28 protein-coding genes and 1 pseudogene are annotated in these 26,456 nt (G+C 72.1%); 11 read left to right on the top strand and 18 right to left on the bottom strand.

The window, feature by feature from the left end; translation table 11 throughout:
* Positions 1–96 precede the first annotated feature (96 nt).
* The 10 genes from BN344_RS02530 to BN344_RS02485 form a co-directional block, all read right to left on the bottom strand.
* Complete coding sequence (locus BN344_RS02530) at positions 97–1,209, bottom strand: helix-turn-helix domain-containing protein (protein WP_231486433.1); 1,113 nt, start codon at positions 1,207–1,209, stop codon at positions 97–99.
* Positions 1,158–1,469, bottom strand: coding sequence for a hypothetical protein (locus tag BN344_RS02525; protein WP_040336865.1), 312 nt, complete (start codon positions 1,467–1,469; stop codon positions 1,158–1,160). The genes BN344_RS02530 and BN344_RS02525 overlap by 52 nt, the downstream gene beginning before the upstream one ends.
* A gap of 677 nt (positions 1,470–2,146) precedes the next feature.
* Positions 2,147–2,722 carry a hypothetical protein gene (locus BN344_RS02520; protein ID WP_051515667.1) on the bottom strand — a complete coding sequence of 192 codons (576 nt, stop codon included), beginning with the start codon at positions 2,720–2,722 and terminating at the stop codon, positions 2,147–2,149.
* 144 nt (positions 2,723–2,866) lie between these two features.
* Positions 2,867–4,657, bottom strand: coding sequence for an AMP-dependent synthetase/ligase (locus BN344_RS02515; RefSeq protein ID WP_040336864.1), 1,791 nt, complete (start codon positions 4,655–4,657; stop codon positions 2,867–2,869).
* Between the two features lie 185 nt (positions 4,658–4,842).
* Entirely contained in the window at positions 4,843–6,387 is a 1,545-nt protein-coding gene (locus BN344_RS02510) for an acyl-CoA synthetase (protein WP_040336863.1), read from the bottom strand.
* 5 nt (positions 6,388–6,392) lie between these two features.
* Positions 6,393–7,478: an acyl-CoA dehydrogenase family protein gene (locus BN344_RS02505; protein ID WP_040336862.1), complete on the bottom strand. Its 1,086-nt coding sequence runs from the start codon at positions 7,476–7,478 to the stop codon at positions 6,393–6,395.
* A 29-nt stretch (positions 7,479–7,507) separates the two neighbouring features.
* On the bottom strand, positions 7,508–8,692 hold the full coding sequence (locus BN344_RS02500) for an acyl-CoA dehydrogenase family protein (RefSeq protein WP_040336861.1): 1,185 nt from the start codon (positions 8,690–8,692) through the stop codon (positions 7,508–7,510).
* A gap of 104 nt (positions 8,693–8,796) precedes the next feature.
* On the bottom strand, positions 8,797–9,411 hold the full coding sequence (locus BN344_RS02495) for a TetR family transcriptional regulator (protein ID WP_051515481.1): 615 nt from the start codon (positions 9,409–9,411) through the stop codon (positions 8,797–8,799).
* On the bottom strand, positions 9,408–10,565 hold the full coding sequence (locus BN344_RS02490; protein WP_040336860.1) for a thiolase C-terminal domain-containing protein: 1,158 nt from the start codon (positions 10,563–10,565) through the stop codon (positions 9,408–9,410). The genes BN344_RS02495 and BN344_RS02490 overlap by 4 nt, the downstream gene beginning before the upstream one ends.
* Positions 10,562–10,966, bottom strand: a complete 405-nt coding sequence (locus BN344_RS02485; protein ID WP_040336859.1) for a Zn-ribbon domain-containing OB-fold protein — start codon at positions 10,964–10,966, stop codon at positions 10,562–10,564. Before BN344_RS02485 ends, BN344_RS02490 begins: the two co-directional genes overlap by 4 nt.
* 126 nt (positions 10,967–11,092) lie before the next feature.
* Between BN344_RS02485 and BN344_RS02480 the strand changes: the two genes are divergently transcribed.
* A complete protein-coding gene (locus BN344_RS02480) occupies positions 11,093–12,016 on the top strand; it encodes an SDR family oxidoreductase (RefSeq protein WP_040336858.1) in 924 nt (307 codons plus the stop codon).
* Between the two features lie 25 nt (positions 12,017–12,041).
* Here the strand turns inward: BN344_RS02480 and BN344_RS02475 are convergent, their stop codons facing one another.
* Both BN344_RS02475 and BN344_RS02470 read right to left on the bottom strand, forming a co-directional pair.
* The gene (locus BN344_RS02475) at positions 12,042–12,986 is read right to left on the bottom strand and encodes a pirin family protein (RefSeq protein WP_197022215.1); all 945 of its coding nucleotides are present in this window, start codon (positions 12,984–12,986) and stop codon (positions 12,042–12,044) included.
* A 40-nt stretch (positions 12,987–13,026) separates the two neighbouring features.
* Complete coding sequence (locus BN344_RS02470) at positions 13,027–13,872, bottom strand: SMP-30/gluconolactonase/LRE family protein (RefSeq protein WP_040336857.1); 846 nt, start codon at positions 13,870–13,872, stop codon at positions 13,027–13,029.
* A 71-nt stretch (positions 13,873–13,943) separates the two neighbouring features.
* Between BN344_RS02470 and cobU the strand changes: the two genes are divergently transcribed.
* The 3 genes from cobU to BN344_RS02455 all read left to right on the top strand — a co-directional run bounded on the left by cobU (position 13,944) and on the right by BN344_RS02455 (position 16,307).
* Positions 13,944–14,489: a bifunctional adenosylcobinamide kinase/adenosylcobinamide-phosphate guanylyltransferase gene (gene cobU / locus BN344_RS02465; RefSeq protein WP_231486431.1), complete on the top strand. Its 546-nt coding sequence runs from the start codon at positions 13,944–13,946 to the stop codon at positions 14,487–14,489.
* 68 nt (positions 14,490–14,557) lie between these two features.
* Positions 14,558–15,706: a zinc-dependent alcohol dehydrogenase gene (locus BN344_RS02460; RefSeq protein ID WP_040336856.1), complete on the top strand. Its 1,149-nt coding sequence runs from the start codon at positions 14,558–14,560 to the stop codon at positions 15,704–15,706.
* Between the two features lie 10 nt (positions 15,707–15,716).
* Positions 15,717–16,307 (top strand): hypothetical protein, encoded by a 591-nt coding sequence (locus tag BN344_RS02455; RefSeq protein WP_040336855.1) that lies wholly within the window; start codon positions 15,717–15,719, stop codon positions 16,305–16,307.
* Positions 16,308–16,326: 19 nt separating this feature from the next.
* Here the strand turns inward: BN344_RS02455 and BN344_RS02450 are convergent, their stop codons facing one another.
* Both BN344_RS02450 and BN344_RS02445 read right to left on the bottom strand, forming a co-directional pair.
* On the bottom strand, positions 16,327–17,130 hold the full coding sequence (locus BN344_RS02450; protein WP_155858725.1) for an esterase/lipase family protein: 804 nt from the start codon (positions 17,128–17,130) through the stop codon (positions 16,327–16,329).
* A gap of 4 nt (positions 17,131–17,134) precedes the next feature.
* Positions 17,135–17,440 carry a hypothetical protein gene (locus BN344_RS02445; RefSeq protein ID WP_040336854.1) on the bottom strand — a complete coding sequence of 102 codons (306 nt, stop codon included), beginning with the start codon at positions 17,438–17,440 and terminating at the stop codon, positions 17,135–17,137.
* Positions 17,441–17,592: 152 nt separating this feature from the next.
* Between BN344_RS02445 and BN344_RS02440 the strand changes: the two genes are divergently transcribed.
* A complete protein-coding gene (locus BN344_RS02440; protein ID WP_040336853.1) occupies positions 17,593–17,853 on the top strand; it encodes a hypothetical protein in 261 nt (86 codons plus the stop codon).
* Positions 17,854–17,868: 15 nt separating this feature from the next.
* Here the strand turns inward: BN344_RS02440 and BN344_RS02435 are convergent, their stop codons facing one another.
* Positions 17,869–19,050, bottom strand: a complete 1,182-nt coding sequence (locus BN344_RS02435) for an acyl-CoA dehydrogenase family protein (RefSeq protein ID WP_040336852.1) — start codon at positions 19,048–19,050, stop codon at positions 17,869–17,871.
* Between the two features lie 84 nt (positions 19,051–19,134).
* Positions 19,135–20,355, bottom strand: coding sequence for a serine/threonine-protein kinase (locus BN344_RS02430; protein ID WP_051515480.1), 1,221 nt, complete (start codon positions 20,353–20,355; stop codon positions 19,135–19,137).
* 158 nt (positions 20,356–20,513) lie between these two features.
* Here BN344_RS02430 and BN344_RS20070 point away from each other — a divergent pair, with 158 nt between their 5' ends.
* Genes BN344_RS20070 through BN344_RS02410 form a run of 4 tightly spaced genes read left to right on the top strand, consistent with a single transcriptional unit; the run spans position 20,514 to position 23,573 of the window.
* Positions 20,514–20,936, top strand: a complete 423-nt coding sequence (locus BN344_RS20070) for a hypothetical protein (protein WP_040336851.1) — start codon at positions 20,514–20,516, stop codon at positions 20,934–20,936.
* Positions 20,933–21,757 (top strand): ESX secretion-associated protein EspG, encoded by an 825-nt coding sequence (locus BN344_RS02420; protein ID WP_166518176.1) that lies wholly within the window; start codon positions 20,933–20,935, stop codon positions 21,755–21,757. Before BN344_RS20070 ends, BN344_RS02420 begins: the two co-directional genes overlap by 4 nt.
* Positions 21,744–23,141, top strand: a complete 1,398-nt coding sequence (locus tag BN344_RS02415; RefSeq protein WP_051515479.1) for an esterase/lipase family protein — start codon at positions 21,744–21,746, stop codon at positions 23,139–23,141. Before BN344_RS02420 ends, BN344_RS02415 begins: the two co-directional genes overlap by 14 nt.
* Positions 23,142–23,147: 6 nt before the next feature.
* Entirely contained in the window at positions 23,148–23,573 is a 426-nt protein-coding gene (locus tag BN344_RS02410) for a hypothetical protein (RefSeq protein ID WP_040336849.1), read from the top strand.
* A gap of 14 nt (positions 23,574–23,587) precedes the next feature.
* Here BN344_RS02410 and BN344_RS20975 read toward each other — a convergent pair whose 3' ends face one another.
* The gene (locus tag BN344_RS20975; RefSeq protein ID WP_269319870.1) at positions 23,588–23,716 is read right to left on the bottom strand and encodes a hypothetical protein; all 129 of its coding nucleotides are present in this window, start codon (positions 23,714–23,716) and stop codon (positions 23,588–23,590) included.
* A gap of 159 nt (positions 23,717–23,875) precedes the next feature.
* Between BN344_RS20975 and BN344_RS02405 the strand changes: the two genes are divergently transcribed.
* Together BN344_RS02405 and BN344_RS02400 are read left to right on the top strand one after the other, a co-directional pair.
* On the top strand, positions 23,876–25,030 hold the full coding sequence (locus tag BN344_RS02405; protein ID WP_155858724.1) for a hypothetical protein: 1,155 nt from the start codon (positions 23,876–23,878) through the stop codon (positions 25,028–25,030).
* 10 nt (positions 25,031–25,040) lie between these two features.
* On the top strand, positions 25,041–26,195 hold the full coding sequence (locus BN344_RS02400) for a hypothetical protein (RefSeq protein WP_040336847.1): 1,155 nt from the start codon (positions 25,041–25,043) through the stop codon (positions 26,193–26,195).
* Between the two features lie 63 nt (positions 26,196–26,258).
* On the opposite strand, the pseudogene BN344_RS20545 reads toward BN344_RS02400, so the two are convergent.
* Positions 26,259–26,456, bottom strand: a pseudogene (locus BN344_RS20545) (hypothetical protein); the annotation flags it as partial.

Here is a 26,456-nt window from a genome sequence, read left to right as displayed (position 1 = left end):
TGCTCGAGCGGTTCCGAGAACTCCGGGCAGAGCCAGTGCGAGCACGCGCTTAGCACCGTGCTACCGGCATCCCAAGGCGACCTGGTCGGGACATTGTCATGCGGCCTTGATGGAGGCACGCCGGCGAGAGATCGTGCGCTTGGTCGTGGCGAGCTGTTGGGCGATGTCCTGGATGGACTTGCCGCGTTCGGTGAGGCGCCGGACGACCTCGTCCTGCTCAGCCGGGGTCAGGTGCTCGAGGCGGACGCCGTCGCCAGCGAGGGCGCGCTCGATCGCGATCTCGTCGAGGCCGTCGTCCGTCTCAGCGTGCTCGGTGTGGTGTCGGGGGTCTGGGTCGGTGTCGATGTCGTCCCAGGCCAGAGGTGGGAGCCAGCCGTGTTCCGCGGCGAAGGCTCGGGCGGCGTCAACGACGGCGCGCTGATGGTCGGTGGACTGCGGTGGGCGCAGGTTCCATAGCTGCTCGTAGAGGGCGCTGACCTCCTGCGCGGTCTGCGCGGTGACGGAGCGGCTGAGCATGCTGCGTCGGAGGCCGGCAGAGCTTCGGCCGAGCCTGGCGGCCAGCTCGTCGGGAGGCCAGCCGACGGCGATCAGGGACTGCAGCCGGCGACGAGTGCCCGTGGCGATGACGTGACTGCGCGGCGCCCGGTTGGCCTGGTCGACTCGGATGCGCAAGACCTGGTGGGCGGTCTCGGGCCGGACCCGCCGGATGCGTGGGTTGCCGTTGCGCCCGGGGTCGGCCAGCTCGCGGACGTGGCTGGTAGAGATGCCTGCGAGCACGGCTATCTGCTCGACGCCGATGCCGGCTGCGCGTAGCGCGCGGATGTGCTCGCGCACCGGGGCGGCGTTTACGAACGGCCGCCATCGGCCGAAGGTCTGCGCGCGTTGCACGGCACGGCCGGCCGCGGTGTTGGCGGCAGTGCAGTCGGTGCATCGGCAGCGGTCCTTCACATAGGCGGCACGGGTTCCGTGCACGTGCCGAGCACGCGGATGAGTGCAGTCCCGTCTTACCCGACCCTGGGTGCGCTGGACGCGGCGACGTGCTCGCTCGATGGCCTGCCGGTGCTTCGCACAGGAATGGCGCGCGTGGTGGACGTCGGCGAGGGCGTCGCTGGCGTACGTGCCGCTGTAGCCGCAGGCCGGGCAGGCCCGGGTGGCGCTCATGCCCCGCCCAATGGAGATGCGGCGACCGACTGACCGATGTGGCCACAACCGGGTACGCCGGCCCGGGCGAGGACGTCCTCGATCCAGTCGGTGCGGAGGCAGCCGGCGTCTCCGACGTGGTCGTCGAAGGCCATGGCCGTGAACCGTTGAGCGGTGGCGGCCCACTCCCGGTCCGACAGGGGCCGCTCGAGGTGGGCCTCGACGGTGGGCCGGTCGACGTAGGCGATGCTGGCGCCGATTGCGTCGGCCAGGTCGGTGAGCAGCCGGTGGGTGTCGCCGCCGTAGCTGTCGACGAGGCTCTGCAGCACGCCGCAGCAAGCAGAGGAGACGTGGGACGGTGCCGACGCAAGGCCTGCCCCTGTCCGTCGTCCCGGCTGACCGCACATCCCTGCTCCCGCTGGTGAGTGATCGCTCTCACCGGGAGAAGGCGTTATTCGGAGCCGTTTGGTGACACCCCGCGGAGAATTGAATGCGGCAGGCGCTCAACCAGATGTGTGTCGAAGCTGCGGTCGGGGTGGTTGACGTCAGGCCTTCGAGGTCCGTGAGCGGAGCGCCGGCGCGGGCTCCGGATCCGTCTCGGTCGCAACGACGGGACGTCAGTCGCTGGTATCACGCTGCGTCCCGCAGGAGCCCGTCGAGGAAGGGGTGGAGTCAGTGGTGATGAGTGGAGCCACGGCGGCTCACCAAGGCACCGGGCCGGTGATCGTCACTGGCATCGGGGGCCTGCCACAGGCACTCTTTAGGCACCCAATACTCCCGCAAGCAGCCGCGCGTAACCGTCGCAGCCAACGCTCCCAACCGCTTCTGACCTGCGCGTTCAGCGCGGGTCAACGCGAGCAAACGCCTCAAGATCAAATCGCAGGGTTACTGGTTCAAGTCCAGTCGGGGGAGCAGGCAAGCCTCTGGCCGGCGGAGACGCCGATCAGGGGCTTTTTCCGCAGTCCCGTCACCTGGCAGGCCCCGTGGGGGCACTGGAGCGCCGCCGCTACGGCCTGGCGATCGCCGTGCCGCTCACCGTGGCGAGCTCGGCGGCGACGACCGCCATGTTGGCCTGCCACAGCTCCTCCGGGGTCGGCGGCAGGATCTCCGCCCACATCGGCAGGCAGAAGCCGAGCATCTGTCCGGCGCCGCGGGGTCGGCCGTAGAACCACATGTGGAAGTGCGAGCCACCGTCGCCCCAGCGGGCGACATGGACCCGGCCGATGCCACCGATGGCCTGGATCGCCCGGTCGAGCCGGACGATCATCTGCCCCATTTCGCCGGCCCGCTCGTCGTCGAGGTCGTCCATGTCGAGGTGCTCACGGGTCTCGAGGAACACCTGCACCGGCACCCCTGAGGGCCTGGCTGCGCTGACCCGCCAGTGCTGATCGACCCAGATGTACTCGTCATCGGCAGCGGTACAGGCGGTACAGGGTCCCCCGCCCGGCTCGCCCGTGCGTGGCCGGTCCGTCGGGTACAGCGGCTTGGGCTGTCGCACCCGGAGCTCACCCTCGAACGGGAAGATCGACCACTTCACGAACTCCGGCAACGGCAGCGACGAAGTCTCTGGGTCAGGTGACATCTCGCGATCGTGCCGCACCCCGGGAGATCCACGCTCGCCGGGACGACCTCCCTACCGACGGCCAGGGCGTGCGGATGCCCTGGCGGACGCGGGAAGGTGCCACGACCCCGGTCCAGCGTCGGTCCTCTCCCGCCGAGGGCGCTGTCAGCCGGCGTAGATCTTCTCGACCTCGTCGGCGAATTCCTTCATGACGACCGAGCGCTTCAGCTTCAACGACGGCGTCAGCTGACCGCCTTCCACCGTCCACTCGGTGGGCAGGATCTCGAAGGAGCGGATGGATTCGGCCTTCGACACCCGGCCATTGGCGGTCTCGACGGCGGCCTGGATCTCCGCGACGACCTCCGGGTCGTGTGCCAGTTCGGTCAGTGCCGTGCCCGCCGGGCGCCCCTTGCTCTCCAGCCAGCCGGGGAGCGCTTCGACGTCGAGGGTGATCAGCGCACCGATGAACGGCCGGTTGTCGCCCACGACCATGCACTGGCTGACGAGGGGGTGCGCACGGATCGCATCCTCGAGGACCGCGGGGGAGACGTTCTTGCCGCCCGCGGTGACGATCAGTTCCTTGATCCGGCCGGTGATCCTCACGTAGCCGTCGGCATCGATCTCGCCGACGTCGCCGGTGGCGAACCAGCCATCGCGCATCGTCTCGGCGGTGGCCTTCTCGTTGTTCCAGTAGCCGGGGAACACCTGGGGGCCGCGCACCAGGATCTCCCCGTGCTCGGCGATGCGGACCGCCGAATCCGGTGCCGGGCGGCCGACCGTCCCGACCTTGAGGGCGTCGGGTCCGCTGACGGTGGCCGGGCCGCTGGTCTCGGTGAGCCCGTATCCCTCGAGGATGGTCACGCCGATGCCTCGGAAGAAGTGGCCGAGCCGCTCGCCGAGCGGGGCCCCACCGGACAGCGCGTACCGGACCTCACCGCCCATGGCCGCCCGCAGTTTGCCGTAGACGAGGGCGTCGAACAGCTTGTGCTGCAGGTTCAGGAGCAGGCCGGGGCCCCCGGCGTCCTGTGCCTTCGACCAGGACACCGCGACCCGCTCGGCCCGGTCGAAGATCGCGCCCTTGCCGCCGGCGTGCGCCTTCTGGCGCGCGCCGTTGTAGACCTTCTCGAAGACTCGCGGGACCGCGACGAGGAACGTCGGCTTGAAGGTGTCCAGGTCCGTGAGCAAGTCGGCGAGATCGCTGGTGTGGCCGAGGCGGGCGCCGTTCTGGACGCAGCTGATCTCGATGATCCGCGCGAAGACGTGCGCCAAGGGAAGGAACAGCAGCGAGCTCGCGTCCGTGTCGGTCATCGACGGGATGACGGTGGGTGCCAACTCGGCGACGTAGAGCAGGTTGCCGTGCGTGAGCGCGCAGCCCTTGGGCCGCCCCGTCGTCCCGGAGGTGTAGATGATCGTGGCGAGCGAGTCGACGGACAGCGTCGCCCGCCGCTCGGCCAGCTGTTCCGGTCCGACGCCGTCACCGCGGGCCGACACGGCGTCGAGGTCCCCGGCCTCGATCTGCCAGACCTCGCGGAGGCCGGGCAGCTCCGCGCGCACCGACTCGACGAGCGCCTGGTGGGCCGCGTTCTCGACGACGACCGCCACCGCACCGGAGTCGGAGAGGATCCACTGCGCCTGCTCGGCCGACGACGTCTCGTAGATGGGTACCGGGACGCCGCCGGCGGTCCAGACCGCGTAGTCGCTCAGGGTCCACTCGTAGCGGGTTCTGCTCAGGATGCCGACCCGGTCGCCGGCCTGGACGCCCGCGGCGATCATCCCGCGAGCCAGGTCGGTGACCTGGCTCGCGAACTCTGCGCTGGTCACCGGCGCCCAACGGTCGCCGACCTTGCGGCTGAGGGCGACCCGCTCGGGCGTCCGAGCGGCGTGCTCGGTGACCGCGTCCGGCAGTGCGGCGGTGGGCGGGACGTCGAACGTGGCGGGGCTGGAGTACTCCTGCACGAGCGTCTCCGATCGGCGGCGCGAGCTGTGACCTGGATCGCGAACCTACCGAACATCGGTTGTGCACGTCCGGGCTCCGCGGCATCGTCACGAGACCGACATGGTCCGCAGCGCCTGACCGCTGTCCTCACCCTCGGCCTGCTGGCCGCGGCGCAGGGCCGCGGCCAGCAGGCCGGTGACGGGGGTCAGACCACCGTGGTGGCGTACTCGTCCCGGAGCTTGCCCTTCACCATCTTGCCGGTGGGCGTCCGCGGCAGGGCGTCGCGGAAGTGGAACTCCCGCGGGACCTTGAAGCCGGACAGGTGCTCGCGCGCGAACGCGGCGAGCTCGGCGGCCAGCTCCGGATCGCCCACGACACCGGCAGCAGGCTCCACGAAGGCCACCACGCGCTCGCCCATCTCGTCGTCGGGTACGCCGATGACGCCGATGTCGGACACCTTGGGGTGCAGGGTGAAGACGTTCTCGATCTCCTGCGGGTAGATGTTGACCCCACCCGAGATGATCATGAACGTCGAGCGGTCGGTCAGGTAGAGGAACCCGTCCTCGTCCACGTAGCCGAGGTCGCCCACCGTGGTCCAGCCCGGGTGCTCGGGGTGCTGAGCGCTGACGGACTTCTCCTCGTCCCCGTGGTAGCTGAACGGCCGCTCACCGGTCGCGGACGCGAAGTAGACGATCCCGACCTCGCCCGGGCCGAGCTCGCTGCCGTCCGGACCGCAGATGTGCAGCGAGCCCTCGGTGGTGGGGCGGCCCACCGAGCCCGGGTGCTCCAGCCAGGTGGCGGAGTCGATGAACGTCGATCCGGCCGCCTCGGTGGAGGAGTAGTACTCCATGATGATCGGCCCGAGCCAGTCGATCATCGCCCGCTTGACGTCCGGCGGGCACGGCGCGGCCGCGTGGATGACCATCTTCAGCGACGACAGGTCGTAGCTGGTGCGGACCTCCTCCGGCAGCTTGAGCATCCGGACGAAGTGCGTCGGCACCATCTGCGTCTCGGTGATGCCGAACCGCTGGACCGCCTCGAGCACACCCTCGGGGTCGAACTTCTCCATCATGACGACGGTCCCGCCGAGCGACTGGACCGCGGCCATGAACGCCATCGGCGCCGCGTGGTACGCCGGCGCCGGCGACAGGTAGACCGTCTCCTCGGTCATCCCGTAGAGCAGCTGCAGGACCGCCGACATGTTGCTCATCTCGTCCACCTGCTGACCGCTCAGGGGGCGCTTGATCCCCTTCGGCCGCCCGGTGGTGCCGGACGAGTAGAGCATCGTGTCGCCGCGGGGCTGGTCCTCGATCGGCGCGTCGGAGGAGGCGTCCCGCACCGACTCGTAGCTCTCGAAGCCCGCCAGTTCGCCGCCGAAGGCGAGCCGGTGCTGCACGCCCGGGGCCTGCAGCCGCGACGCGAGGTCGGCCAGGTTCGCCGACACGAAGAGCACCCGCGCACCGGAGTTCTCGATGATGTAGTCGGCCTCGGCCGCGGTGAGGTGGCTGTTCGCGAACGTCACGTACAGACCGATGCGCACGCCGGCCCAGTACAGCTCCAGCGCCTCGGGGACGTTGTCGCTGAGCACCACGACGGCGTCGCCGGTCTGCAGGCCGACGGTGTCGCGCAGGAAGTGCGCCGTCCGTCGGCTGTTGTCGTCGAGCTGGCGATAGGTGAGCGACCGGCCCGAGCCGGTCATCACGATCGCGGTCTTCTCCGGCGTCTTCTGCGCCCAGGCTCCGGGATACATGGGTGTCAGACCCCCAGCTTCTCGGCGATGCGGTCCTGCTGGGACGTCGGTCCGCCGAGCAGCACGTTGCCGGTGATCGCATTGCGGTAGAAGAGGTGCGCGTCGTGCTCCCAGGTGAAGCCGATGCCGCCGTGCAGCAGCATCGTCTGCTTGGCCGCCTCGACGTATCCGGTGGAGGCCAGGTGCCGGGCGACGGCCGCGTCGAGCGAGGCCTTCTCACTGCGCGCGGCGAGCGACTCCGACGCCTTCCGGACGGCGGCATCGGTCAGCGCCCAGTCGGTGTAGATGTTGGCCAGCGGGTGCTTGACGCCCTGGTAGATGCCGATCGGCTGGCCGAAGCTGTAGCGGATCTTGGCGAACTCGGTCGTCATGTCCAGGCAGGCCTTGGTGGCGGCGGCCTGCTCGCTGGCAAGCACCAGGTTGGCCACGTCGAGCACCGAGTCCAGGGCGGCCGGAGCGTCCCCGGCGAGCAGTCGTCCCGGCGTCTTCTCCAGGGTGACGGTCGCGAGGCCCTGGGTCAGGTCCAGGCCCTCGACCGGCGCCACGGTGAGACCCGGAGCGTCCTTCTCCACCAGGTAGATCCCGTCGGCCGCGCTGACCAGCAGGACGTCGGCCTCCGCCGCGTTGAGCACGCCGGTCTTGGTGCCGGTGAGCGCCCCGTCGGACACGACGACGGACGAGCGGGCGGGCGTCCAGCCCCGGCCGCCCTCGCTGACGGCGAGCGTGCCGATCGCGGTGCCCTCGGCGAAGCGGGGCAGCCACTCGCGCCGGGCGTCCTCGTCGTCGAGGGTCAGCAGCGTGCCGGCGGCCAGGACGCTGGTCGCCAGCAGCGGCGTCGGCACGAGCCCCGCGCCGAGCGCGCGCACGGCGACCACGAGGTCGGACCACGACGCTCCGGCGCCGCCGTACTCCTCGGGGATGGCCAGGCCGGCGACGCCGAGCTCCTGGCTGAGCCGGCGCCAGATGGCCGGGTCGAAGGAGGCCCCCGACGTGAGCGTCTCCCGGACGGCGGACATCGGCGCCTGGCCGGAGACGAAGCGCGAGACGCTGCTCGCCAGGTCGCGCTGGTCGTCGGTGTCGATGAGGGTCACGTCGCTTGCTCCTCGGGCGGGCGCGGCGGTCACTTGGACAGCTTCAGCTGGTTGAAAGGGATGTTCTTGTCGACGCCGGCGTCCTTGGGCAGGCCCAGGACGCGCTCGGCGATGATGTTGCGCTGGATCTCGTTGGAGCCACCGGCCACCGCGTAGCCCGGAGCGGCCAGGATCGCCCGGGTCAGGGGCAGCGTGTCCGGGGTCTGCAGCGCGAGCTCCTCGGCGAAGATGTCCTGCACGAGGTCGGAGACCCACAGCGGGAAGGTGGCGCCGGCGAGCTTGGCCGCCGATCCGCGCGCGCCGATCGGCACGCCGGCCTTCGCTTCCTGGTGCAGCACCGAGGCGTACGTGCGCATGGCGCTCTCCCTCGCGTACACCTGGGCCAGGGTCCGGCGCACCGACGGGTCCGAGTCCAGACCCCGTGCGCGGACCAGCTCGACCAGCGCGTCGTAGCCCAGCGGGTTGGAGCGCCCGCGCACACCGGTGCCGATCGTGACCCGCTCGTAGCGCAGCATCGCCACGGCCACGGCCCAGCCGTTGTTCACCTCGCCGATGACCGCGTCGTCGGGGACGTGCACGTCATCGAAGAAGACCTCGTTGAACGGCGCGTCGCCGGTGGCCACGACCAGCGGGCGCACGGTGACACCGGGGTGGTGCAGGTCGACGATGAACATCGTGATGCCCTGGTGCTTGGGCCGCGTCGGGTCGGTGCGGACCAGCACGGCGCCGAAGTCGCTGTACTGCGCGCCCGACGTCCACACCTTCTGGCCGTTGATCAGCCAGCCGTCCTCGACCTTCGTCGCGGAGGTCTGCAGGCTGGCGACGTCCGACCCGCCGCTGGGCTCGGAGAACAGCTGGCTCCAGATCTCGTCGCCCTTGAGCATCGGCTCGATGTGGCGCTTCTTCTGCGCCTCGGTGCCGAACTCGAGCAGCACCGGCGCGGGCATGCCGAGCCCGATGACGAACGGGCCGACCGGCAGCCGGAAGTCGGCGGCCACCTCGTTGAACGCCAGCTGCTCCGCGGTGCCGAGTCCCTGGCCGCCGTACTCCTTCGGCCAGGTAATGCCCGCGAGGCCGGCCTCCCACAGGCCCTTCTGGAAGGCCTTGGACTCCTCGAGCGTCGCGCCACCGCCGCCCGGTTCGTTCTCGTCGAACGGCTTGGCGTTCTGCTGGAGCCAGGCCAGGGCCTTGGCCCGGAACTCTTCGGTCGACATGCTGGTGGCGCCTTCCTGCGGGATTGATAGAACGCGTTCTACCTGCGGGGTTGTGGTCATCGTCATACCGGCTCCGAGGGCTGTCAAGGAGCCCGCGGTGGAGGTCAGGTGAGGAGCTTCTCGGCGGCGAGTCGGATGCGCTGGACCGCAGCGTCGGCGGTCAGCCGGCCGTTGAGCCAGTCGATCGTGCCGCTGATCCACAGCGACTCGACCATCTGGAGGGCGAGGCGCTGCGCCGCCGTCACCCGGTGGCCGCGGCCCCACGCGGCACGGGCGGCCATGTCGACGAACGTGTACTCGGTGCCGGTCGGCGCCGGTTGCGTCGCCTCGTGGGCGCCGAACGGGGCCGGCGACTGGCGGACGGACAGGGCGGCGTGGGCGAAGCCGGGGTCGTTGCGCATCGCCTGGAAAGCGCGGGCGAAGACCTCACCCGCCCGCCGCTCCGGCGTCGCGGCCCGGGGCGGGCGGGTGTGGACGTCGTCGCTGAGCTTGCCCATCTCGTACCGCACGGCCGCGAGCAGCAGCTCGTTCTTGGACGGGTAGTAGCGGTAGAGCGTCGCCAGGGCGACGCCGGCTATCCGCGCCACCTCGCGCATCTGGACCGCCTCGTACCCGCCCTGCCCGGCGAGCTCGATCGCCGCCCGGATCATGCGGTCGGTGCGGGCCGCCTGGGCCTCCGACGTGCGCCCGGACAGACGCTCCTCCACCTGCTCGGTCATGGCCGGCGGTTGCCGAGGACGAGGCTGCCGGCGGCGGCGAAGAACATGCCGACGCCCTGCACGAAGCTGATCCCGACCCCGGGCACCTGCTCGACGGCCTCGCCCCGGAGCTGACGGACCGCCTCCTGGATGGCGAACATGCCGTACATGCCGGTGTGGGTGTAGGAGAGCCCGCCGCCGTTGGTGTTCATGGGCAGGCTGCCGCCCTTGCCGGTGTGCCCGTCGGCGATGAAGTCGCGCGACTCGCCCCGCCCGACGAAGCCGAGGTCCTCGAGCATGTAGAGGGGGAGGTGCGCGAAGGCGTCGTAGGCCATGAGGTGGTCGACGTCGGCGTGCGTGATGCCCGCCGTCGCGAAGGCCTCGGCGCTCGCACGACGGAACGCCTCGAAGGACCCGGGATCGGCCATCTGCGAGACCATCGGGGCCTCGGCGGACTCACCCGAGCCGAGCAGGTACACGGCCCGGTCGGCGGCCGGCAGGTCCGCCGCCCGCTCGGCGCTCATGAGCACGAGCGCGCCACCGCCGTCGGTGACCACGCAGCACATGTCCTTGGTGAACGGCCAGGCGATCGGCGGCTGGTCGAGGACCGCCTCCACCGTGGTCGGCGTCCGGCGGGACGCCCGCGGGTTGTTCACCGCCCACGCGCGCTGGGCGACGACGACCTGCGCCAGCGCCTCCCGTTCGAGGCCCCGCTCCTGCAGGAAGGCCAGCGCCGGCACCGTGAAGGTCGAGTACGGGGTCTGCGCGCCGTAGACGGCCTCGAACTGACCCTGTGCCGACGACGGGTTCGGGCCGCGGGGCCCCACGCCGACGCGTGACCGCCCCGACTCCCCGTGCGTCACCAGGACGACGTCGGCAGCCCCCGCTGCGATGGCCGCGGCGGCGTGGCGGACGTGCAGCATGAAGCTGCAGCCGCCGACCATCGTGCCGTCCAGCCAGCGCGGGGTGATGCCGAGGTGGTGGGAGACCTCCATCGCCAGCGGGCCGGCGGTCGCGATCCCGTCGACGTCCTTGGCCGTGAGCCCGGCGTCGGCGAGGGCGTTCCGGGCGGCGTCGGCGTGCAGGTTGAGCATCGAGACGCCGGGCAGGCTGCCGATCTCCGTGGTCTCGGCCGCGCCGACGATCGCGATGTCACCGCCGTGCATCGAGGTCATCGGGCCGCCTCCGCCGGGGTGAACACGGGGATGGCGTGCTCGCCGCGTTGCTCGAACGTCACGCGCAAGGGCATCCCGAGCGGCAGGTTCGCAGGCTCCGGCTCGACCCCGACGACGTTGGACATCATCCGGGGGCCCTCCTCGAGCTGGACGAGGGCGATGACCAGCGGCCCCTCCGACGGCGGCAGCGGCCGGTGGTTGATGACGTAGGAGACGAGGGTGGCCCGGCCGCTGGTGGTCCTCCACTCGACGTCCGCCGAGCCGCACCGCGGGCAGAACGGCCGCGGGTAGAAGTAGTGCTCGGTGCAGCCGGTGCACTGCTGGATGCGGAGCTCGCCGGCCGCCGCACCGTCCCAGTACGGGGCGGTGTCGGGCGTGGGAACGGGTGTCGGCCCGGGCATCGGCCGTCCTTTCGACGAGCGCAAAGAGAACAAGTTCTGCCGAAGCATCCGGGCTCGTGTCGCGGGCTGTCAATCGCCCGGAGGCACCCTTGTGGCCGCCGTCACGAAGTAGTAGAACGTGTTCTCATGAGCCGCACACTCGACGGCAGGGTCGTCATCGTCACCGGGGCCGGTCGGGGCATCGGTGCCTCCATCAGCCGGCTGTTCGCGCAGCAGGGCGCGAAGCTGGTCGTCAACGACCTCGGCGCCGGCCCCGACGGCACGGGGGGCGACGACGGCCCGGCACGCGACATCGCCGACGAGATCGTGCGGGGCGGGGCAGAGGCCGTCAGCGACGGCGGCGACATCGCCGACACCGCGACCGGCAAGCGACTGGTCGACCTGGCGCTCGACACCTACGGCAAGCTCGACGTCGTCGTCAACGTGGCCGGGATCCTCCGCGACAAGATGATTTTCAACCTGGACGACGAGGACTGGGACGCGGTGATCCGCGTCCACCTGCGCGGGCACTTCAGCACCATCAAGCCGGCCGCCGCCTACTGGCGTCAGCAGCGCAACCCGGACGGGCACTTCCGGATCATCAACTTCACCTCGGACTCGGCCCTGCAGGGCTCACCGGGTCAGCCCAACTACGCGGCGGCGAAGATGGGCATCATCGGCCTGACCGCCTCGGTGGCCAACGCGCTGGGGCGGTACGGCGTGACCGCAAACGCCATCGCGCCCGGGGCGGCCACCCGCCTGACCGCGACCATCCCGCAGGAGAAGCGGCTCAGCGGGGACCGGCCGGCAGAGGACGATTCCAGGTCGCCGGACAACATCGCGCCGCTCGTCAGCTACCTGGCGAGCGAGGCCTCGGACTGGATCTCCGGGCGCACTCTCGGCGCGGCCGGCTACGGCGTGACGCTGTGGAACAACCCCGAGGTCCGGGCCTCGATCTCCTCCGACGGGCCGTGGGATCTCGAGGACCTCGGGCAGCAGATGGAGAAGGAGTTCCGCCCCCTGGCCGAGGGGCTGCACCCGTCGATCTTCATGCGCCAGGTCCCGAAGTAGCCGGCGCGGCGCACCCGGCGGAAGGTCAGCCCCAGGCGCTGGGGTCACCGGGCGCCGGAGGGTTCATCCGGGCCTTCATCCGCACGGTGGGCAGCGGCGGAGCCGGCAGGTGCTGCACCTCGCCGCCGTACCCCTCGACCTGCCCGAACCGGGCGGAGCCGGCCTCCCACTCCGCGCGGTAGCCGGCGATCTCCTCGTGGGTGCGGCCGATGAAGTTCCACCACATCACCACCGGCTCGCGGAACGGTTCGCCGCCGAGCAGCATCACCCGCGCCGGCCGGTCCCCGGGGTTGCGGGTGCTCAGCTGCGCGGAACCCGGGGGCAGGTAGCCGAGCTCCGCCCGGGCCAGCTCGACGTCGCCGAAGACGACGGGACCCTCGTCCACGAGCACCCCGTGCTCGAAGTCGGGGGAGACGTCGAGGACGACCGTCGCCGAGGGCTCGAGCACCAGTTCCGCCCCGAGCAGCGGGCTGTGGGTGGGCACCGGCGAGGTGTGTCCGGCCAGCGTCCCCAGCAGCACCCGGGCGGTGGCGCCGTCGAGCTGCAGCACCTCCGGCACGTGGTGGACGAACGACCGCGGGGCGTGCCGGGCCGACTCGGGCAGCGCCGTCCAGAGCTGGACACCGTGCAGCGTGCCGCAGTCCGGCGTGGACACCTCCGAGTGCGCGACGCCGGAGCCGCCGGTCATCAGGTTGAGCTCGCCGGGGCGCACGATCTCGTGGGCGCCGGTGGTGTCGCGGTGCTCGATCTCGCCGCTGAACAACCAGCTGACCGTCTGCAGGCCGGTGTGCGGATGCGGGGGCACGTCCATCCCGCCGGTGTGCGCGACGTCGTCCGGGCCGTAGTGATCGGCGAAGCACCAGGCACCGATGAGCGACCGCGCCCGCTGCGGCAGGGTGCGGCGCACGGTCATGGCGCGCGGCCCACCCAGCGGAACATCACGACTGGTGATCACCTGGACGTCGCTCACCCGGAGCAGCCTGGCACATCGGGCCGGGCCGGGGCGGGCATCAGCCGCCGAACTCGCGCACGGGAAGTCCCCGGACCCCGACCGCCGCCCGGAACAGCGAGCCGGCCAGTGGATCGGCGCCGGGAGGCAGGTTCTCCCGGGACGTGGTGATGAACAACTGGTCGAGGTCGGCGCCGCCGAACGTGCAGGCGGTGACCATGCCGACGGGCACCTCCACCACCTCGTCGTGCACGCCCGCGGCGGAGAAGTGCCACACCTCGCCGCGGTCGGCGAGGGCCACCCAGATCCCGCCGTGCTCGTCCACGGTGAGTCCGTCGGGCAGGCCGCCATCGGGGACCTCCGCGAACGTCCGCCGGCCGTGCAGCCCGCGGTCGCGGTCGTAGTCGAAGACGTCGATCCGATGGGTCGCGGTGTCGACGTAGTAGGCGCGGGAGCCGTCCGGGCTCCAGTCCAGCCCGTTCGACACGGTGACGCCCCCGACGACGGCGGTCGTGGTGCCGTCGGGGTCCAGCCGGTGGAGCGTGGCGGCGCCCGGACGCTGGTCGTAGGCCATCGAGCCGCAGTAGAAGCGGCCGTCGGGATCGCAGCCCCCGTCGTTCATCCGGATCCGCTCGTCGTCCCAGACCGGAGAGAGCAGGGTGAGCTCGCCGTCGGCGTCCTCCAGGGCGAAGCCCCGCTCGATCCCGAGGACCGCGCCACCTGCCCGGCGGGGCCGGATCGCGGCGACGACGTCGCTGACGTGCCTGCGGTCCACCGAGCCGTCCTCGGCCAGGGACAGCACGTCGCCCGCCAGCATGTCCACCCAGCGCAGCCCGCCCCAGGAGGGCGACCACACCGGTCCCTCCCCGTGGTACGCCACCGGGTCGGTCACCTGCTCCGCATGCATCCCGGCTCCATGCCCTCGCCGTCGTCGTGGGCAAACGAGGTCCCGGTGACGCGTGCGGCAGACTTCCGCATGTGCTGCTCCGCCGTCCACGCCGCGTCTTCGTGCTCGGTGGGGCGCGCTCGGGCAAGTCCTCGTACGCCGAGCAACTGTTGACGGGGGAGCGGACCGTCGACTACGTCGCCTGCGGAGCACGGCCGGACGACGACGATCCCGAGTGGGCCGATCGCGTCGCGCTGCACCGGGAGCGCCGGCCGGCGTCCTGGCGCACGGTCGAGACGCTCGACCTGCCCGACGTCCTGGACCGCTCCGGCCCGCCGGTCCTCGTCGACTGCCTGACCACGTGGCTGGCCGGGACGATGGACGAGTGCGGGGTGTGGGCGGAGACGCCGGGCGCCGACGGGCGGCTGGCCGCTGCTGTCGACGGGCTGGTGACCGCGTGGTCCGGCACTCGCCGCCGGGTGGTGGCGGTCAGCAACGAGGTGGGCAGCGGCATCGTGCCGGCCACCCCCTCGGGACGGCGGTTCCGCGACGAGCTCGGCGTCCTCAACACCCGCGTCGCGGCGCACTCGCAGCGGGTGTGGCTGGTCACCGCGGGGCTGCCGCAGCGGCTGCGCTGACCGGCCCTGCCGGAGGTTCCCTCCCGGAGCAGGGTTAGCGCGCGGTGTCGGGGGACAGTCACCGCTGCATGCGAGCGATGACGTACCGCGGCCCGTACAAGATCCGGGTCGAGGACAAGCCGATGCCGGTCATCGAGCACCCGAACGACGCCGTCGTCCGGGTCACGCTGGCGGCGATCTGCGGCTCGGACCTGCACCTCTACCACGGCCTCATGCCGGACACCCGGGTCGGGCACACCTTCGGCCACGAGTTCATCGGCGTCGTCGAGCAGGTGGGCTCCTCCGTGCAGAACCTGCAGGTCGGGGACCGCGTCATGGTGCCGTTCAACATCTTCTGCGGCTCGTGCTGGTTCTGCGCCCGGGGTCTGTACTCCAACTGCCACAACGTGAACCCCAACGCCACGGCGGTCGGCGCCATCTACGGCTACTCGCACACCACCGGTGGCTACGACGGCGGGCAGGCGGAGTTCGTGCGGGTGCCCTTCGCGGACGTCGGCCCGGTGAAGATCCCCGAGTGGATGAGCGACGAGGACGCCGTCCTGCTCACCGACGCGACGGCGACCGGCTACTTCGGCGCCCAGCTCGGCGACATCGCCGAGGGCGACACCGTGGTCGTGTTCGGGGCCGGCCCGGTGGGGCTGGTCGCGGCGCAGTCCTCCTGGCTGATGGGCGCCGGCCGGGTTCTCGTCGTCGACCACCTGGACTACCGGCTGGAGAAGGCGCGCGAGTTCGCCCACGCCGAGACGCTGAACTTCGCCGAATACGACGACATCGTCGTCGAACTGAAGAAGCAGACCGACTTCCTGGGCGCCGACGTCGCCATCGAGTGCGTGGGCGCCGAGGCGGACGGCAACCTGTTGCAGCACGTGACCGGCGCCAAGCTGAAGCTGCAGGGTGGCTCGGCGGTCGCGCTGAACTGGGCGATCGACGGGGTGCGCAAGGGCGGGACCGTCTCGGTGATGGGCGCCTACGGGCCGATCCCGAACGCGGTCAAGTTCGGTGACGCACTGAACAAGGGGCTCACGCTGCGCATGAACCAGTGCCCGGTGAAGCGGCAGTGGCCCCGGCTGTTCGAGCACGTGCGCAACGGCTACCTCAAGCCCGCCGACATGGTCACGCACCGGTTCCCGCTCGAGGAGATCGCCGACGCCTACCACGTGTTCTCCAACAAGCTCGACGGCTGCATCAAGCCGCTGATCCTGCCCAGCGCGGCCTGAGGGAGCGACGATGACCGAGCCCGGCATCCCGAGCGCGTACGTCAGGGACAAGCGGACGACCCGCGAGACCCCAGAGCAACTACGGGCCCGCATCCCCGGATGGGGCGTCGACCTCGACCCGGCGGACCGCCCCTCGCACCCGAAGCTGCACTACGCACCGGAGACGACCGGCGCCCACTGGGACTTCCCCGAGCGGCAGCCGGAGAAGTGGCCGCGGGAACGGTCGATCGAGCACGCGTTCGTCACCCCGGTGTTCGGGACGGGGCAGCCCCCGAAGGGCCTCTCCGGGGCGATCCGGAGGCTCTCCTACGCGCGGTTCAGCGAGGGGCGCCTGGCGCACTGGCTGCTGCTCGTCCTCGGCGACCGGGTGGACGCGATGGAGGAGCACCTGCGTTCCTTCGCCACCACCAGGCCGGACAACCCGATCACCGAGACCGGCGTGCGAGCGGAGTTCACCCACGGTGGCCTGCGCTCGCGGAAGGGCCGGGTGGACGCCCGACACCATCTGGTCGATCCGGTCATCGTCGCCGGGCCGTGGGTGGCCGGTGCCGGTGCGGCCGTCCTCGGGGTGCGGAAGCTGGCGCGGCGCCTGGGTCGTTGACGATGGTGCGCTGAGCCGGTCAGCCCTCCGGCGGGAAGAGCGCGCCCAGGCCGAACCGGGTGGGCCGGCGGAACGGCTGCCACTCGTGCCGGGGCTGGGCGAGCCGGTCGGCGATCACCCAGAGCACGGCCGGGTCGTGGCCCATGCCGAGGTGGCTGGCGTGCACGGCCACGTTCTCGCTCCGCGGGCCGGGCTCCTGGCGGCACGCCCGCCAGTCGACGACGCCGTCCCACCGCGAGTAGACGGCGGTGCTGGGCACGGGCAGGGGGCCGGCCAGGGAGCCCCGGGCGGTCGAGCGGCGCTGCGTCGTCCGTGCATTCGGCGCGTGCTGGGAGGAGTAGCGCCGGTACACCCGCGCGGCGGCGGTGTCGTCGACGTTCCCGCTGCCGAACGGTGAGCCCAGCGAGATGACCTGGCGCACCTGCCGCGGAACCCGCCGCGCCAGGGTGCGGGCGTAGATCCCGCCGAGGCTCTGGCCGACGATGCTGACCGCCGTCCCGTGCTCCGCGGCCAGCCGGTCGAGCAGGCGGGGGAGGGCGTCGACGATCTCTTGCGTCGGGCCCCGGTTGCGGCCCAGTTCCCACCCGACGACCGGGTAGCCGAGCCGCCGGAGCCAGATGCGCAGCACCCGGGTCGAGGTGTCCGAGGCCATCAGTCCGGGGAGCACGAGGACCGGGTGCGGCTCCCCGCGCGGGGCGAGCTGGAGCAGTGGGAGGCCGGCGGCGAACGCGCCGGCGCTGGCCAGCGCCCGCACGGGCTCGGTGGCGGCCAGCAGACCCGGACGACGACGTCGTCGCGGCGGCACCGCGGAGCGTTCGGTCACGGCGTCAGTCGGCCGACGGCGGGAGCAGGCGAGGTGCGAAGACCTCGTCGATCGGGCGAGGGCCGACGTACTGGCGGCACGTGCAGGGCACCCAGCTGTGCCCGGCCCAGCGGCCGCGCTTGTCGTAGCTGTCGCGCTTGAGCTCGGCGTAGCAGGTGTTCGTGTCGCGGTCGTGCTGGCTGAGCGGGTGGCCGCAGCCGCACACCGGGGCCACCGGGGGAGGCGGGGCAGGCCGTCTGCGGCCGAGCCGGCCCGCGACGAAACCGGAGGCGAGCAGCGCGCCACCGACGAGCAGTGTCAGCGGATCCACGTGCGCACTCCCTTCGCCGGCCGCTCCGACGGTAGCGCGGCGGTGCCACTGCGCGCCCGCGATCCTGCCCTGGCGCCGGGGCGGACGGACCGGAGCCGAATTCGCCCTCGTACGGGGGTTGACCAGTTGTGAAGCCGGGCACACAAGGTTTCGTGGACACGTACGCCGTCGGCTTCGCCCGCCCGGACCGCTGGTCCGGCGGGGAGCCGGCCGAGGAACAGCACCCCTGGCACGCCGTGGAGGCGCACCGCGCACCCGCCGAGCTCGACGGGGAGATCGAACTGGCCATCTGCGGGGCGATCGTGCAGATCTGGGGATCCCAGCGCTGGGAGCGGGTGGGCGCCGGGCGCACCGCCTGCCCCACGTGTGCGCGGCTGACCGCCGTCGGCAGGACCCTCACCTCCGCCCGCTGACGCAGGCGTCGCCGATCAGCTCGGCTTCCGGCCGCTGATCGCCGACAGGCCGGTGATCTCCCGGCCGACGATGAGCGCCTGCACCGAATCGGTTCCCTCGAACGTGAACACGGCCTCCATGTCGGCGTGGTGGCGGGCGACGTGGTGCTCGATGAGGATTCCGTCGCCGCCGAGGATGTCGCGCGCGTCGGCGACGATCGCCCGGGCCTTGGCCGCGTGGTTCATCTTCGCCAGGGAGGCCATCGCGGCGGTCATCCTGCCCGCGTCGGCCAGCCGCGACAGCCGCCAGCACATGAGCTGCATGGAGGTGATCTCGGCCAGCATGCGGGCCAGCTTGTCCTGCACCAGCTGGAAGCCGGCGATCGGCTGGCCGAACTGGACGCGCTGCATCGCGTGCGCGAGGGCCAGTTCGTACACGGCGGTCGCCAGGCCGAGCGCCCGCCACGCCACGGTGTAGCGGGTGCGGTCGAGCACCTGGGAGACGTCCTTGAACGAGTGGCAGTTGGCCAGCTTGTTCTCCGCCGGCACCCGGACGTCGGTCAGCGTGATCTCGGCCTGCCAGACCGCCCGCAGCGCGGTCTTGCCGGTCATCACCGTCGCCTCGTAGCCGGGAGTCCCCTTGTCGACGACGTACCCGCCGACGGCGCCGTCCTCGCCGCGCGCCCAGATGATGACGTGATCGGCGATCGACCCGTTGCCGATCCACTTCTTCTGACCGTTCAGCACGTAGGAGTCGCCGTCCCGTCGCGCGGAGGTCTCCAGGCCGACGGCGTCCGAGCCGTGCTGGGGCTCGGTGAGCCCGAAGGCCCCGATCGTCTCCAGCCGCGCCATCGCCGGCAGCCACCGCTCGCGCTGTTCCTCGTCGCCGAGCAGGGCGATGGACTGCATCGCGAGGAAGCTGTGCACCCCGTTGAACGTGCCGACGCTGCCGTCGGCGCGGGCGAGCTCGGCGGCCACGAGTCCGGCCGACACCGCGCTCATGCCCGGACAGCCGTAGCCCTCGATCGTCCCGCCGACGATCCCGAGCCCGGCGAGCTTGGGCACGATCTCGAAGGGGAACTCGGCGCGGTCCCAGTACTCGTTGATGTGCGGGGTGACCTCGGTGGCGCAGAAGGCCCGCACCCGGTCGCGGATCTCGATCTCCTCGGGCTCGAGGAGATCGTCGAGGGCGTAGAAGTCGGTGCTCGGCTCGCTCACGAGCCGGACGCTACGACGCCGCGGGGCAGGCCGCTCGGTGTGCGGATCGGAATCGCCCCCGAGGCGACGTGGGGCACGGCCGGACTAGTCCAGGTCCCCGACGTCGTCCACCTCGAAGAACTCGCCCAGGACGAGGGCCACTCCGATCAGGAGGACCAGCAGCAGGATCACGGTGACGACGACCGGGACGACGACCCAGCGGCGCTTGAACCGCCGACCACGCGGTGGCGGGGGCGCGAGGACGGGCATCGGCGGCGCCGGGGCGGATTCGGCCTTGCGGTCGCGGCGCCGGTCGGCCGCGTCGCGCACCTGCTCCCGCGCGCCGCGGGCCACCGAACCCAGCAGGGAGCGGGAGGCCGACGCCAGAGCCAGCAGGTCGGCGGCGTCGATCCGTTCCACGGAGTTCCCGGCAATCCGTCCCGGCGGCGGTGGAGGTGGCGGCGCCGGCGCCGGGGCCGCGGCCGGCGCCGGGGCGCGCCCGTCGACCACAGCGCGGAGCTGTGACCGGGCGGTGGCGGCGGTGGTGCGCTGCGCGGGGTCCTTGGTCAGCAGGCCCAGCAGCACCGGTCCGAGGGCGCCGGCGCGCAGCATCGGCGCCGGATGCTCGGAGACGACGCTCATCAGGGTGGGCCAGGCGTCGCCGCGGTCGAACGGCGGGCGACCCTCCACGGCGGCGTAGAGCGTCGCGCCGAGGGACCACAGGTCGACGGGTGGCCGAGGCTCCGCGCCGTTGACCCGCTCGGGCGCCATGTACGACGGACTGCCGATGAGAGCGCCCTGCGTGGTGAGGCTGGAGTCACCCGTCGTCGTCGCGATACCGAAGTCCGTGAGGCACCCCGAGCCGTCCGGCCCCACGAGCACGTTGGCCGGCTTGACGTCGCGGTGCACGATGCCGATGGCATGGGCGGCCCCGAGGGCGTCGAGCACGTCCAGCCCGATGCGGGCGACGTCGGCCGGAGGGAGCGCGCCGCGCTCCTCGACGATCTCCTGCAGGCTGCGCGCCTGCACGTGCTTCATGACCAGCCACGGCTTGCCGCCCTCCTCGACGACGTCGTAGACGGTCGCGACGTGCGGGTGTTCCAGGCGGCCGGCGGCGCGCGCCTCGCGCATGGTGCGCTCGCGCAGGAGGGCCCGTTCCTCCTCGGTGACGTGGATGGAGAAGGTCACCTCCTTGACGGCCACCTGCCGCTCGAGGACGAGATCGGTGGCCAGCCAGACGGTGCCCATGCCTCCCTGGCCGAGCATCTCGCCGAGCGCGTAGCGGCCCGCCACGACGCGGGGCGGTGGTCCGGTGTCAGCGCTCACGGGGGCCCCTTACCCGAACCAGGTGCTCAGGACGCGTGCGGGGCGCGAACGAGTGCGCTGTGGACAGGCTCCGGCCGTCCCCAGGCAGGCGGTGATCCGACCGCGTGCCGTGCCGTATCCACATAGGCTCCCCGGCGTCCGAGCGGGAGGGAGTGGCGATGGGGCTGTACGGCGATCCCGCTGCCCTGGACGCGCTCGCCGCCGAGCTCGACCAGCGCGCCCGGCAGGTGCGCGCGGCCGGTGAGGAGCACCGCGCCCAGGCCCATCGCGCCCGCTGGGTCTCCGATGCCGCGTCCGCCTACCGGCGGCAGCTGGCAGCCGACTGCGCGACGGTCGACGCCGCGGCGGACCAGCTGGAGGCGGCCGCGGACCTGCTGCGCCGGCACGCCGACGATGTGCGCGAGCGGCTCGCCGCGGTCGCCCGCGCCGAGCAGGCCGTCCGTGGATGGCTCTCCGAGCAGGTCCAGCGCGGTGGAGAGGAGCTCGAGGACGTCGGCGACCTGCTCGGCGCGCTGCCGGAGGCCGGCGCGGACGCCTGGCGCGGGCTCGCCGGGCAGCTGAGCAGGAGGGGGCTGTGGTGAGCGCACCGACCGGAGGCCCGCTGCCGTCCCTGCGCGTCGGACGCCCGTCGACGGAGGCGCGGCCTGCCCGGCGGTTGGTCCTGAGCGCCGCGGAGTGGACGGTGCTGGCCGACGGGCGCCTGCCCGACGCGCCCCCCGGCTTCGGGCCGGCGGAGATCGAGCGGGTGGACGCGGGGGCCGCGGTGGCCGCACTGGTCGAGCGTGGAGTGATCACCCCGGACGCGGAGCCGGTGCCGGCGGTGGCCGCGCAGCTGGTGGTGCTGCGTCGGCCGGCGGTGACCGTGCGACTGGACGTGGACGGGCGTGGCGGTGCCCGGCGAACGTGGATCGCCGTGGGCTCCGGTGTCGTGGTCAGCGTGCTGACGGCTGTCGACGGCGGCGTCGAGCTGTCCGTGGCTCCGGCGGTGCGGCTGGGCGAGGAGCTGGCCCGGGCGGTGCCCGACGCCGCCTCGGTCACCGGCGCGGGGGAGGAGTCCGCCGGATCCCGGCCACCGGCGGGGCGCGTTCCGTGGGTGGTGCTCGCCGACGAGCCGGACGCGCACCGCGCGGCCGACGCCGACGACCTGGCGCTGGTCCAGGACCTGGAGCGGCGGACGGCCGGCTCGCTGACCTGCCTGGTCCTCGGGCGCACGGGGGAGCAGGTGGGGGCGGGGCAGGTCTCCTGGCTCGCGACCGACGCGGGCTGGGTCGGACTGCGGCCGCGCCCGGACGGCTCGCCGCAGCGGATGGTCGACCTGGTGCCCGTGGAACCCGCCGACCTCGGCACCTGGCTGGCGCCCACCCTCGCCGCGCTGCTGGAGGGCTCCGATGAGCAGTCCTGAGCTCGCGGTCAGCGGCGGCGCCGGAGGCATCGAGGCGGAGCTCGCCGACCTGCGAACGCTGGCCCGCAGCAGTGCGGACCTGGCCGAGCTGCTCGCCTCCACCGGCGTCAGCTGCCACGGGGTGCTGGTCGACCCGGACGTCCTGGCCTCGGCGCTGCTCGACCCGGTGGGCACGGCGCGCTTCCAGGCGGCGCTGCTCGAGGCGCTCGACGGACCGCGCGGGCTGACCGTCCTGGCGCTGACCTTCACCGCCCGGGCCGTCACGCTGGAGGCCGCGGCCGCCGCGTACGAGGCCGCCGACGCAGCCCTGGCCGAACTGGCAGACGGGCTGCACTGGGCGGCGGGTTACCTCGCGCCGGTCACCGTGCCGGCCCTGCTGCTGGGACTCCTCGGCGCCGCCGCGCACGACCCGGTGGGTGCGACCCTCGAGGTCGCGACCTTCCTGGACGACCCGGAGCGCTGGCTCACCGAGCACCCCGGGTTGGTCGACGCCGCGGCCAACGCCGCACCCGGCCTCGCCGGCCTGGTGGGCACGCTGGTGCCCGGGCTCCCGTGGCTGGGCGGCAGCGACGTCCGCGCCGCGGCCGCCCGGCTGGGGCGGCTCTGGCCCGACGGGAGCCCCGTCGTCACCACGCTCCCGGACGACACGGACCTCGACGTCGTCGCCCCGCCGCGGGGGATCGCCGACCTGATGCGGGGCCTCGACGCGCGCAACGGCAAGGGAGCGACCGCGGGGGAGGACCAGATCGGCGTGCGGGTGCTCACCCGGGCCGACGGCACGAGGGCCTACATCGTCGACATCCCCGGCACGCAGGACTGGACCATGCCCGGCGGCGGCGTCAACCCGGCCACCAACGATCTGGGCACCAACGTGCGGGTGCTCGGGGGTGACGTGACGACCCGGCAGGCGGCGATCGCCGAGGCGCTGCGGCGGGCGGGGGCGTCGTCGACCGACCCGGTGATGCTGGTCGGCCACAGCCAGGGCGGCATGGTCGCCGCGCAGGCGGCGCACGACGCCGGCACCGCCGACTTCGACTTCAACGTGACCAACGTGGTCACGGCCGGCTCACCGGTGGCCCGTGCGGGCATCCCCGACTCGGTGCAGGTGCTGGCCCTGGAGAACGCGACCGACGTCGTCCCGCACCTCGACGGGCGCGACAACGACGACGACGCCAACGTCACCACGGTGACCTTCGACCTCCAGAACGGGGACGTCGGACGCAACCACAGCATCCGCGACGCCTACCGGATCGGCGCCCAGGCCGTGGACCAGAGCGAGGACCCCTCGATCGCCGCGTACCGGGCGAGTGCCGACGCGTTCCTGGTCCGGCCGGGCGAGGAGGTCACCGTGGTGGCGCACGTCTACGCGATCGGCCGGAAGTGAGCGACCATGCCCGTGGCCCCGCGCCTGCTGAGCGGAGTCGTCCTGTCGGCGACGCTGCTGCTCGTGACGGCTTGCGCGGACGAGGAGCCGGACCGGCCTGGGCCGTCGAACGAGGAGATCGCCGCCGAGATCGAGGAGACGCTCGCGGCGCGCGAGGACGTCGCCGAGGCGGAGGTCGACTACCTCGACGAGTTCTCGAATCCGTCGACGGTGACCGCGCGGATCACCGTGGCGCCCGGCGCCGACGCGCAGGCGCTCTCGGAGGAAGGCTCGCGACTGATCTGGGAGAGCGACCTCGATCCGCTGACCTCGTTCGCCGTGTACGTGAACGACCCGGTGGAACCGCTGGCCGGTGTCAGCCGCGTGGTCAGCTTCGGCCAGGAGTCCGAGCGGGCACCGCTGGAGGAGAAGTACGGCCCCCGGCCGGACTGACCAGACCGGACCGACTAGGAGCGACCCTCTGCGTCGCCCTCGGCCTCGCTCTGCTCCTCCAACTCGGCGGCCTGTTCCGGGGTCTCCATCTCCAGGGCGATGTCGCGCGGCTGCGGGGTGTCGTTCTCAGGCGTGGTCATCATGACTGCAGCTTCGCCCGAGTCGGCTCTCCTCGCCTCCCGAGAGCTCCGGCGCCCTGAACGCAGCCCTGGCCTGGTCTTTCCCGGTTGCGGTTCTGCATCGTCCAGGCGTTCCGGTGGGGCGGCGCGGTAGAACTGGTGCCCGGCGACTGCGGAGGTCCGATGTCCCGTCGAGGTACGCGCCTGCTCACGCTGGGGTTCTCTGCCTGTGTGCTCGCCCTGGTGACGGCGTGCGGTGGGGACGGGAACGCCGCGGAGGACGAGGCCCGCCCCAGCGCGCCCCCGGACTTCGACGCGACCTTCGAGGTCGAGCTGCCGATGGAGCTGGTCGCGGGCGAGGGGCAGGCGTGGGTCCTGACCGGTAACGAGGACGAGGACGGTGCGGCGCTGTCCCGGGTCGATCACACCGGCGAGGTGACCGAGCTCGTCAGCCTGACCGGACAGTCGCACGACATCGCGGCCTACGGCGACGGTGTCGTCGTCGCGCATGTCGCCTGCGACGGCGATGAGTGCGAGGAGACGGTCACCGAGGTCCTCGTCCTGGACGGCGACGGATCGACTGTCGCCGAGGAGGAGATCACGCGCGAACCAGGCCCTCCCGACAACGAGTCAGGGACGGTCGACTCGGTCACGTTGATCGGCGTCCTCGACGGAGTCATCTGGATGGATACGTCAGCCGAGGGGCTGATCGGCTACGACCCGGAGGCCGGGCGGACAGCCGGCCAGGCGGAGCGTCCGATGGGGGTCGTGTGTCTCCTGTCCGACGGCCTCTACACCCTCGTGTCGCCCGACTGGCCGCCGCCCGCTGACCAGGACCTCAACAACCTGGAGGCAGACGCTTCGTTCGAGACCGCCATCCGTCGCATGGTCGACGACGAGTGGACCCCGGTCCCCGACACGCAGCGAACCTTCCCCTTGCTGCAGTTCCTGAACAGCGAATGCGTCGGCGACGCCCTGCGCACCGGTGAGCCCGACACCGCGAGCCCTGCGTGGTCGCCGGCCTCCGGCTGGGAGGACGCGCAGCCCTACACGGCGCCCCCGGATGTCGCGGTGGCACCCGAGGCAGTGGCCGAGGGCCAGGGGAACCAACGGTTCGTCCTCCAGAACCCCGGAGTGATCGGCCGGGTGTTCGCCGGACCCGAGGGGCCGATGAGCGTGGACACCCTGGACGTACCGGCCGACATCTTCTTCCAGGAGTTCGAACCGGTTCCGCGGCTGGTGGTCGACAGGAGTTCGACCGTCCTCGTCGGATGCATCCTGAAGTTCGGCGATTCATGGCCCCCGCCGCCGGCCTCGTGCTCCATCAACTCGCAGTGAGCGCGGTGCGATGACTCGGCGTGGGGCCGGCCGGCTCGCGCTCGGAACGGGCGCCCTCGTGGTCGCTCTGGTCGCCGGGTGCACCGGGAGTGGGAGCCCCGCAGACGAGCGCGGCGGGGAAAAACGGGCTGTCGCCGAAGCGCCGAACGAGTTCACGTCGACCTTCGACGTCGAGTCGCTGATCGGGCTGGTCGCGGGGGACGGGCAGGCATGGGTGCTGACGCCGGATGGATCCGGCGCGGCGCTGTCGCGGATCGACCACACGGGTGCTTCCACAGACGTCGTCCGCCTGCCCGGTCAGAGCTTCGAGCTGGCGCCCTACCGCGGCGGCGTCGTCGTCACGCGCCGCGCCTGTGCTGCGGAGGACTGCGAGGAGACCGCAGTCGAGGTCTCCGTGGTGGACCGCGGGGGAGCGACGTTCGCCGAGGGGCAGTTCGCGCGCGAGTTCGGCGGTCTGGTCAGCGGCGGCGAAGGCCCCGGGGTCGAGCTGATCGGCGTCCAGGACGACGTCGTCTGGGTCCGCAACGCTGGGCAGCTGATCGGCTACGACATCACGACCGGAGGAACCACGGTCGCCGAAGCGGCTGAGCCGGGCGGCCAGGTGTGCGCCCTGGCGGACGGGCTCTACACCCTCGTGGTGGTCGACGAGGACTACTTCGCAGGCGAACTGTTCATCCCCGCGGAGGGTCCCGGCCCGGTGTACGACGTCGAGATCCGGCGACTGGTCGACGGCGCGTGGGCGCCGGTGCCGGACGCCGGTCGAGGCCTGACCTATGACGAGCTCTACGGGTGGACGTGCAGGGGTGGTGGCGTCCACGCGGGCGGAGGAACCGCTCCCGGTCCGGTGTGGTCGGCTGCCTCCGGCTGGGTGGAGAGGGGGCCCTACCTGCGGTACCCCGACCTGGCGACGGCCCCGGAGCCGATCGCCTACGGGTCGGCGGAGCAGCTGTTCGTCCTGGAGAGCGCCGGGGTGATCCGCCGATGGTTCGCCGGACCCGACGGACCGATGAGCTCAGAGGTCCTCGAGGTGCCGGCCGACCTCTTCGTGCAGCACTACGGCCCGGGCATCCACCTGACCTTCGACGCGAGCGCCACCGTCATCACGGGCTGCGTCCAGAAGCAGGAGACGTGGTCGGAAGCGCAGTGCTACATCGGCTCGCGGTGAGTCGGTGGGGCTGTCCAGCGTCGGCTGATGGTTGACGGATCGTCTTCGGCTGATCCTTGACGCTCAGGTCGTCTGGTGCGGGACTGATGCCCGCTTCTTGCGGACCTCCCCTCGACTGGTGCGAGCCACGGACTTGCAGAGTTCGTTGCCGATCCAGAACTGCAGCAGTTCCTCCCCGACCTGGACGTCACAGCGCGCGCCGGCATGGTGCTTGCCCACCGAGACCTGCTGCCAGGAAACACACACCACCCCGTTGGCCCC

The sequence above is a fragment of the Candidatus Blastococcus massiliensis AP3 genome (genome assembly GCF_000582785.1).
Taxonomy (GTDB): domain Bacteria; phylum Actinomycetota; class Actinomycetes; order Mycobacteriales; family Geodermatophilaceae; genus Blastococcus; species Blastococcus massiliensis.
The sequence above is the reverse complement of the archived record's forward strand: the minus strand, read 5'-3'. Positions and strand labels throughout refer to the sequence as shown.

Coding starts and splice junctions, on each gene's coding strand:
- BN344_RS02520 (WP_051515667.1), bottom strand. CDS start 2,722: ATGTCACCTGACCCAGAGACTTCGTCGCTGCCGTTGCCGGAGTTCGTG.
- BN344_RS02510 (WP_040336863.1), bottom strand. CDS start 6,387: ATGTATCCCGGAGCCTGGGCGCAGAAGACGCCGGAGAAGACCGCGATC.
- BN344_RS02500 (WP_040336861.1), bottom strand. CDS start 8,692: ATGTCGACCGAAGAGTTCCGGGCCAAGGCCCTGGCCTGGCTCCAGCAG.
- BN344_RS02495 (WP_051515481.1), bottom strand. CDS start 9,411: ATGACCGAGCAGGTGGAGGAGCGTCTGTCCGGGCGCACGTCGGAGGCC.
- BN344_RS02490 (WP_040336860.1), bottom strand. CDS start 10,565: ATGACCTCGATGCACGGCGGTGACATCGCGATCGTCGGCGCGGCCGAG.
- BN344_RS02485 (WP_040336859.1), bottom strand. CDS start 10,966: ATGCCCGGGCCGACACCCGTTCCCACGCCCGACACCGCCCCGTACTGG.
- BN344_RS02480 (WP_040336858.1), top strand. CDS start 11,093: ATGAGCCGCACACTCGACGGCAGGGTCGTCATCGTCACCGGGGCCGGT.
- BN344_RS02470 (WP_040336857.1), bottom strand. CDS start 13,872: ATGCATGCGGAGCAGGTGACCGACCCGGTGGCGTACCACGGGGAGGGA.
- BN344_RS02460 (WP_040336856.1), top strand. CDS start 14,558: ATGCGAGCGATGACGTACCGCGGCCCGTACAAGATCCGGGTCGAGGAC.
- BN344_RS02455 (WP_040336855.1), top strand. CDS start 15,717: ATGACCGAGCCCGGCATCCCGAGCGCGTACGTCAGGGACAAGCGGACG.
- BN344_RS20070 (WP_040336851.1), top strand. CDS start 20,514: ATGGGGCTGTACGGCGATCCCGCTGCCCTGGACGCGCTCGCCGCCGAG.
- BN344_RS02415 (WP_051515479.1), top strand. CDS start 21,744: ATGAGCAGTCCTGAGCTCGCGGTCAGCGGCGGCGCCGGAGGCATCGAG.
- BN344_RS02410 (WP_040336849.1), top strand. CDS start 23,148: ATGCCCGTGGCCCCGCGCCTGCTGAGCGGAGTCGTCCTGTCGGCGACG.
- BN344_RS20975 (WP_269319870.1), bottom strand. CDS start 23,716: ATGATGACCACGCCTGAGAACGACACCCCGCAGCCGCGCGACATCGCC.
- BN344_RS02405 (WP_155858724.1), top strand. CDS start 23,876: ATGTCCCGTCGAGGTACGCGCCTGCTCACGCTGGGGTTCTCTGCCTGT.
- BN344_RS02400 (WP_040336847.1), top strand. CDS start 25,041: ATGACTCGGCGTGGGGCCGGCCGGCTCGCGCTCGGAACGGGCGCCCTC.